This window comes from Ruminococcus sp. CAG:57, from assembly GCF_000435935.1.
Taxonomy (GTDB): Bacteria; Bacillota; Clostridia; order Oscillospirales; family Ruminococcaceae; genus Hominimerdicola; species Hominimerdicola aceti.
The window spans coordinates 32,989-40,133 of the sequence record NZ_FR890704.1; the positions used below are offsets into that span (position 1 = coordinate 32,989).

6 protein-coding genes, 1 tRNA gene and 1 pseudogene are annotated in these 7,145 nt (G+C 45.4%); 7 read left to right on the plus strand and 1 reads right to left on the minus strand.

What is annotated here, in order from left to right:
* From feoB to QVO88_RS03355, 4 genes are all read left to right on the plus strand, one after another.
* The coding region (gene feoB, locus QVO88_RS03340) for a ferrous iron transport protein B (RefSeq protein ID WP_288177745.1) at positions 1-1,418 on the plus strand (1,418 nt) is incomplete at its 5' end.
* Complete coding sequence (locus tag QVO88_RS03345) at positions 1,415-1,555, plus strand: FeoB-associated Cys-rich membrane protein (protein WP_022287115.1); 141 nt, start codon at positions 1,415-1,417, stop codon at positions 1,553-1,555. The genes feoB and QVO88_RS03345, both read left to right, overlap by 4 nt.
* 241 nt (positions 1,556-1,796) lie before the next feature.
* The gene (locus QVO88_RS03350; RefSeq protein WP_022287116.1) at positions 1,797-2,726 is read left to right on the plus strand and encodes an acyl-CoA thioester hydrolase/BAAT C-terminal domain-containing protein; all 930 of its coding nucleotides are present in this window, start codon (positions 1,797-1,799) and stop codon (positions 2,724-2,726) included.
* Positions 2,727-2,968: 242 nt separating this feature from the next.
* Positions 2,969-4,855: a diguanylate cyclase gene (locus tag QVO88_RS03355; RefSeq protein WP_022287117.1), complete on the plus strand. Its 1,887-nt coding sequence runs from the start codon at positions 2,969-2,971 to the stop codon at positions 4,853-4,855.
* A 52-nt stretch (positions 4,856-4,907) separates the two neighbouring features.
* Here the strand turns inward: QVO88_RS03355 and QVO88_RS12275 are convergent, their stop codons facing one another.
* Positions 4,908-5,066 carry a manganese efflux pump gene (locus QVO88_RS12275; RefSeq protein ID WP_081856019.1) on the minus strand — a complete coding sequence of 53 codons (159 nt, stop codon included), beginning with the start codon at positions 5,064-5,066 and terminating at the stop codon, positions 4,908-4,910.
* 2 nt (positions 5,067-5,068) lie between these two features.
* On the opposite strand from QVO88_RS12275, the gene QVO88_RS03360 reads away from it, so the two are divergent.
* The 3 genes and pseudogenes from QVO88_RS03360 to QVO88_RS03370 form a co-directional block, all read left to right on the plus strand.
* Positions 5,069-5,145 (plus strand) — tRNA-Arg (locus tag QVO88_RS03360).
* A 107-nt stretch (positions 5,146-5,252) separates the two neighbouring features.
* Positions 5,253-6,914 carry a hypothetical protein gene (locus tag QVO88_RS03365; RefSeq protein ID WP_265290919.1) on the plus strand — a complete coding sequence of 554 codons (1,662 nt, stop codon included), beginning with the start codon at positions 5,253-5,255 and terminating at the stop codon, positions 6,912-6,914.
* Positions 6,911-7,145, plus strand: a pseudogene (locus QVO88_RS03370) (ATP-binding protein); the annotation flags it as partial. The gene QVO88_RS03365 and the pseudogene QVO88_RS03370, both read left to right, overlap by 4 nt.

Below are 7,145 nucleotides of genomic sequence, written 5' to 3' on the forward strand. Positions count from 1 at the left end.
TACCGCCGAGATTTTGTGCTTCAAAGCTTATTGAGGGTGATAAGAATATCGAGGATCAGCTTGAGCTTAATCAAAACGAGCTGGAGCTTCTCGAACACTGCATAGTGGAAATGGAGGACGAATCAAAGCTTGACAGAAATGCGGCGCTTGCAGATATGCGATACGACTTTATCGAGAAAGTCGTTGCCATAAGCGTTGTGAAATGCCACGAGAGCCGAGAACACAAGCGGAGCGTAAAAATAGACCGCATTTTAACGGGAAAATATACTGCACTGCCTGTATTTTTCGGCATAATGTTTCTTGTATTTTTCCTCACATTCAATGTTATCGGCTCGACATTATCCGATTGGCTTTCCCTTGGTATAGACAAGCTCACCGACCTAGCAGACAAAGGGCTTACAGCCTACGGCATAAACCCTGTTGTGCACAGCCTGATAATAGACGGAGTTTTTGCAGGCGTTGGAAGCGTTCTAAGCTTTCTGCCTATAATAGTGACGCTGTTCTTTTTCCTTTCCATACTGGAGGACACGGGCTACATGGCACGAGTGGCATTCGTAATGGACAAGCTTCTTAGAAAGATCGGTCTTTCGGGACGAAGCTTTGTGCCTATGCTCATAGGCTTCGGCTGTTCAGTGCCTGCCATAATGGCGACGAGAACGCTTGTATCAGACCGTGACAGAAAAATGACCATACTTCTTACCCCTTACATGAGCTGTTCGGCAAAGATACCTATTTACGCAGTTTTCTGTGCAGCGTTTTTCAAAAAATATCAGGCGCTTGTGATGATAGGCTTATACATAACAGGCATAGTGCTTGGGATAATAGTTGCACTGATACTGAAAAATACAGCTTTCCGTGGCAAGCCTGTGCCGTTTGTAATGGAGCTTCCAAACTATCGTCTTCCTTCGGCAAAAAGCGTAGGACTTCTTCTTTGGGACAAGGCAAAGGACTTTATACAAAGAGCTTTCACAGTTATATTCTTTGCGACTATCATAATATGGTTTTTGGAGACCTTTGACGCAAAGCTCAACGTTGTAAAAGACTCCTCTGACAGCCTGCTCGCTCTTATCGGTCAGGCTATATCGCCAATATTCAAGCCTTTGGGCTTTGCAGATTGGAGAGTGACCACCTCGCTTATTTCGGGCTTCACTGCAAAAGAGGCGGTAGTAAGCACAATGGCGGTACTGATGAACACAAGCACTGCAAACCTTGGCACTGCTCTTTCGGGAGCATTCTCCACCCTTTCCGCACTGAGCTTTCTCGTATTCACCCTGCTTTACACCCCATGTGTTGCGGCGGTGGCGACCATAAAGAGAGAGCTTGATTCAAGGATACAGACAGTAGGCGTTGTGATAATGCAGTGCATGGTGGCATGGCTTTGCGGCTGTGCGGTATATCAGATAGGAGCGTTATTATGAATACAGCCGACTGGATAGTGGTGATACTTCTGCTTTTATGGGTAGTGACGGCGGCAATAAGTATATCAAAGCAAAAGAAAAAAGGTAAATGCTGTGGCTGTTGCTCACACTGTCACAGCAGATGCGGCAAAAAATAAGGCATAAAAATAGCGGAGAACTGCAAAAAGAATGCGTTCTCCGCCATTTTATTAATATACAAGCAACACTAAGAAAATCAAAAATTTACAATACATCTGACTTTTTTCGTTAATACACCTGACAAATAAGCAAAAATGTGATATAATATAGCTTAGGGCGAAGTTATCTACCCTGTTTTTTTGAGATATAGTTAGCTTAGCCTAACTTTGTAAAGAAAACCAGCTTAGAAAGGTCGGTATTATGAAGAAACAATTTTTTAGCAATGAGAAAGACGGTTTTTATGGTACATATTATGAAAACCCAAAGGGTGCAAACTGCGCAATGATAGGTCTGTTCGGCGACGATCCTAATGACTTTATGGCAAAGTGCGGAGCAAAATGGCTTCACAAAAATGGCGTGAACGTTATGTGTATGTCACCTGACGTGAAGAACTACGGCCATGTGAACTTCCCGCTTGAAAGGATAGAGACCTCTATAAAGTGGCTCAAAAGCCATGGAAACAAGAAGATAGGCATAATGGGAATGAGTACGGCAGGAATGGATTCCCTTGTGGCAGCTTCTTATTTTCCTGACATAACACTCACTTTCGGTCTTACGCCAAGCGACTTTGTATGGCAGGGCTTTGAGCAGGGCGAAAAAGACGGCTGCAAGGAATGGCCTATCCCTGACGCTTCTACACTTTCATGGCAGGGCAAGCCGCTTGCCTATATGCCGTTCGTTTATGCCCACCCTGAATACTATCACAAAATAGAAGAAGAAACCAAAGGCTCGGGAGATATAACACGAAGCACGCACCTTTTTATCGACTCTGAAAAGGCAAGAGAACATACAGAGGAAGAAATGATAAAGGTTGAGAACATCAAGGGCAAGCTTATAATGGTGGGTGCTGACGACGACAGCTTCTGGGAGGCAGGAAAATACGTCCGCCGCATGGATAAGCGCTTGAAAGAACGCCCTCACGAGTGCGATTACGAAGCCCTGACTTACGAGCATGGAACGCACTTTGTGCTTCCTGAGACAATGCTCAGAAAAGCACTTCCTGTGGGACTTAAATTCGTAATGAAATTTATTTTCAAGGCTGCAAAGGACTATCCTAAGGAGTGCGAGCAGACAAGAAAGGATATCGACAGACGACTTTCTGCGGCTTTAAAACAGTGGGTAGCTGAATAAAAAAAGACCGACTTCCAGCGAAAAAAGCTGAAAGTCGGTCTGTCATTTTTTGTAACAGCATAATTGCTTTCAAAAAGAAGATTTTTGTGAATTTTGTGAGTTTTCTATTGACATCAGAGTGTGGATATGGTAAAATTAACGGTATGTGAATATTTTCTAATAGCAGTCACATATCAAAGCAAAAAACAATTATTTTATATAGATAGTGGTGGGTCATCGGGACCCTGACGAAGGAGCAAGCCATGTTTACAAGCGATACAGCGAAATATAAAATAATAGGTATCTGCACTTCATGCGTACAATCTGACTATGTGAGAGATATAGTATCTTCCATAAGCCGAAAGGGTGTAAAAGAGGGCTACAAGGTGCTTCTTTTTAACACCTTTTGCGACCTTTATCACAACATTTCCTACAACCATGGTGAAGCAAGCATTTTTGATCTTATAAATTATGACATTCTTGACGTACTTATAATAATGCCCGAGGCAATAAAAAGAGACAGCATTTCCAACGAGATAAGCAAGCGTGCCCATGAACACGGTGTTCCTGTCATATGCGTTGACAGTACAATGGATAATTGCTGCAGTGTGACATTCAATTACTCTGACGTTTTTGAAAAGATAGTTCGCCATGTGATCGAATTTCACGGCTGCAGAAGAGTTAATTTCATTGCTGGCGTAAAGGGCAATGCTTTCTCAGAAGAGCGTATAGAAGCATACAAAAAGGTGCTTGCGGAAAACGGCATAGAATTTGAGCCTGAGCGTCTTGGCTATGGTGACTTCTGGGATATGCCAACAAAAGGAGTATTGGAGAAATTTTTAGAAAGCAGTTTGGAATTTCCGCAGGCGATAATATGTGCAAACGACGCTATGGCGATAGCAGCTTGCAGCATACTGAGAGAACGCGGCATAAAAGTGCCTGAAGACGTTATTGTAACGGGCTTTGACGGCATCGAACTTGAACAGTATAACAGCCCTCGTCTTACAACGGCGGCTGTAGACAATGATGTGCTTGGCGAAAAGATAATAAACGCCATAGACCATATGATGAACGGAGTGCCTCTTCCTGAAAAAATAGAGGTCAGCTACACCATGAGGATATCCCAGTCATGCGGTTGTAAGAAAATAGACCCGAGAGAAGTAGGCGACAAGATCCTTGAGCTTTACCACAGAATGAACAATTCTGATGGTCACGAACAGCATATGTTCTCTTATCTTGCAAAATCAGTGGAATGTCACACCGTAGAAGAAATGGCAAAGGTAATGGCACGTTCGGGAGATTATTATAGCTGGGTATGCACAAACTCTGATTTTCTGTCAAACACGAGGCAGAGAGAACGCTTTAATAACAGCTTTACAAAGCAGATGAGAGTTTTCATGCAGACTTTTGACAACAAATACAAGACCGGTGAAGTTTTTGACACCAAGGATCTTTTGCCTGATATGGAGCAAGTCCTTGGACGCCATAACTGCTTAATGTTCTCGCCGCTTCATTTTCAGGACGAGGTCATAGGCTATGCGGCAAATTCATTTAGTCCTATATATTTTCTTTTCCAGAACACAAGACGTTTTATAAACAACACCAATCAGATAATGGAGAGCTTTAAAAACCGCCAGCGGCTTGAAAGGGCAAATGCGGAGCTTGCAAGGATACATATGCTTGACCCCATGACGGGGATATATAACCGCAGGGGCTTTTACAAGAACGTAAAAAAGCTTATTTCAAAGGCTGAGAAACAGGGCGTAGGCGTATGGGTATTCTCTATTGACATGGACAACCTTAAAAAGATAAATGACCTCTATGGTCACAACGAGGGTGACAAGGCGATAAAGGCAGTGGCGTCGCTGATGACAAAATGCACTGCAGAAGGTGGGATATGCTCACGCTTCGGCGGTGATGAATTTGTAGCTGTTATCGCTGAAACAGACGGTGCGGACAGCTTTTACGAAAAGGTATCCCGCAGCATTGCAGAGTACAATCGCAGAAGCAAGTCGCCATATGATGTGTCGATAAGCTGTGGCTACAAGGCGGGAAAGCCGAAAACGTTGAAAGAGATCGACGATCTTATGAAAGCGTCAGATCGTGAGATGTACACGCAAAAGCGTAAACATCATAGTCGGCGGGACTAACAGACATAACCAGAGGGCGGATAGTTTGAAAACTTCCGCCCTTGTTTTTATGCTATTTGAGTATGCCAACTCCCTCAAGAAAGATATTCAGGAAAGCGAACGTTATTCCGACTGCAAGTGCGTCGATACTTGTTGCTATGGCGAGCCAACTTTTTTTGTCAAATAAACATTTGACAAAATTGCAAAACTGTGATATAATAACGATTGTAATGTGTTTCCGTAGCTCAGCTGGATAGAGCGACCGCCTCCTAAGCGGTAGGTCGGGTGTTCGAATCACCTCGGGAACGCCATAATGTGGAGACAAAAAAGATGTCTCCTGCGAAAAGCCCGAATATATCGGGCTTTTTTGCTACCCAAATGTAAACAAAAACGAATGAAGGCGAAATGGGGTCTGTTTATGACCGAACAGAAAAAGAATACTATCATAACAAGCGGCATCGCTGTACTTGCCGTGATACTGGCATATTGCTTCCGAATTGTGGGCAGGGGCAGCTTTTACCCGATGCTGTTTTCCTATCTGCGCAGCTTTATCTATATCGGTCTGTTCGCCGCCTGGGGGCTCTCCGTCCGTCAGCGGATCGTGCAAAAGCAGGTGTGCAGGTTTATGACGGTCACCGCAGTACTGCTCATCATATGGATGGTAGTCCGTTCGGCAAAGTATTTTATATTCTGGCAGCCGGATGCCGTCCGTTACCTGTGGTATCTGTTCTATCTGCCCATGCTGTTTGTGCCTATGCTGGCGCTGCTGATCGCCATGTCATTGGGAAAGCCGGACGAATACAAATTCCCCAAGGGAATGTCGATTCTGTGGATCATCTCCGGCACATTGCTTCTGCTCGTGCTCACAAATGACCTGCACCAATTCGTATTTACCTTTCCGAAGGACGCCGCCGTGTGGACAGACAAAAACAACGGCTACTCGATAGGCTACTTCATTATTGTAGGCTGGCAGGTGCTGTGTGCCTTTGCCGCACTCGTAATTATGTTTTTCAAATGCCGTGTGCAAAAAGGAAGACTCCACTTTCTGCCCATTGTTCCTATGCTGCTGACGATCGTTTACAGCGTGCTTTACTATGCAGGTGCGGATTGGCTGCTCCACTTGTTCGGCGATATTGCCGCATTCCAAAGTGTGATGTATATTCTGACCTTTGAGCTTTGCATCGCCTGCGGATATATACATTCAAACAGCCGTTATGTGGACTTGTTTGCCTCCTCTGTCGGCACATCGGCAGAGATCACCGACAAGGACTTTACCGTTCGGTATGCAGCTGTAAACACTGCGCCTATTTCAAAGGAAACGATGAAAAAAGCCGAGCAAAGCCCGGTCACGATGGGCGGCTTGACCGTTCACACCATGCCCATTGATGGCGGCTATGCCGTATGGACAGAGGATGTGTCGGCTTTGCGTGACATCAAGGAGGACTCTGAGCTTCTTGCAGACGAGCTTGCCGACAGGAACGAAATACTCCGTTATGAATACAAGCGTGAAGCCAAGCGCCGCAAGGTGGAGGAGCAAAACCGCCTGTATGATCTCCTGCGTTCCGCTACGCAGACGCAGATCGACCGCATTGCAGAGCTCACTAAGGAATACCGCCGAATCTCAAGCACCGATCCCGACAGTGCCAAAACGCTCCTTGCCGAGATTGCCGTGCTGTGCAGCTATATTAAACGCCGCAAGCATCTGACGCTCCTTACCGACCGAGATATTAAAATAGCGGAAACGGAACTCCACCGTGCCTTCAATGAGTCCCTCCAAACGCTGAAGCTGTTGGGCGTCCGCAGCTCGCTCTATGTGGACGAATCTCTTTCCATGCTCTCCGGCAAAACGGCGACTGCTGTATTTGATTTTTATGAATCGGTTATTGAAGCCGACATTTTGAATTTAACAGGCATACAGGTAAGCCTCATAAAGGCAAACGGCTTGCGCTTGTCACTGAATGTGTGCTGCAAAGCCGACCTTTCCGCTTTGGTAAACGGAGACAGTATCCGCTGTGAAAAAGAGGATGACGAGGAATACCAGCACCTTGTATTTGAAGCGAAAGAAGGTGACAGAAAATGAGTGCATTTTCTTCCCTTTCCGAATTTTGGCAGACCATGCTGCCGTTTATCATGCTTGTGGAGATCGTCCTTGAAATCGGGCTGTTTATGTATCAGCTTCTTCGCAGCAATAAGCCGGTGCGCAGCCTGCTGAGTCTGGCGGTCATGGCGGTGATGATCCCGCTGCTATTCTCCGTTTCTCAGGCAGATCCCGATAATATCGGGGACGCATTTCTGCTGGACGCACCGTGGC

What these genes read in the sequence shown, in the direction of transcription:
- QVO88_RS03345 (WP_022287115.1), top strand. Translation starts at nt 1,415, where the DNA reads ATGAATACAGCCGACTGGATAGTGGTGATACTTCTGCTTTTATGGGTA.
- QVO88_RS03350 (WP_022287116.1), top strand. Translation starts at nt 1,797, where the DNA reads ATGAAGAAACAATTTTTTAGCAATGAGAAAGACGGTTTTTATGGTACA.
- QVO88_RS03355 (WP_022287117.1), top strand. Translation starts at nt 2,969, where the DNA reads ATGTTTACAAGCGATACAGCGAAATATAAAATAATAGGTATCTGCACT.
- QVO88_RS03365 (WP_265290919.1), top strand. Translation starts at nt 5,253, where the DNA reads ATGACCGAACAGAAAAAGAATACTATCATAACAAGCGGCATCGCTGTA.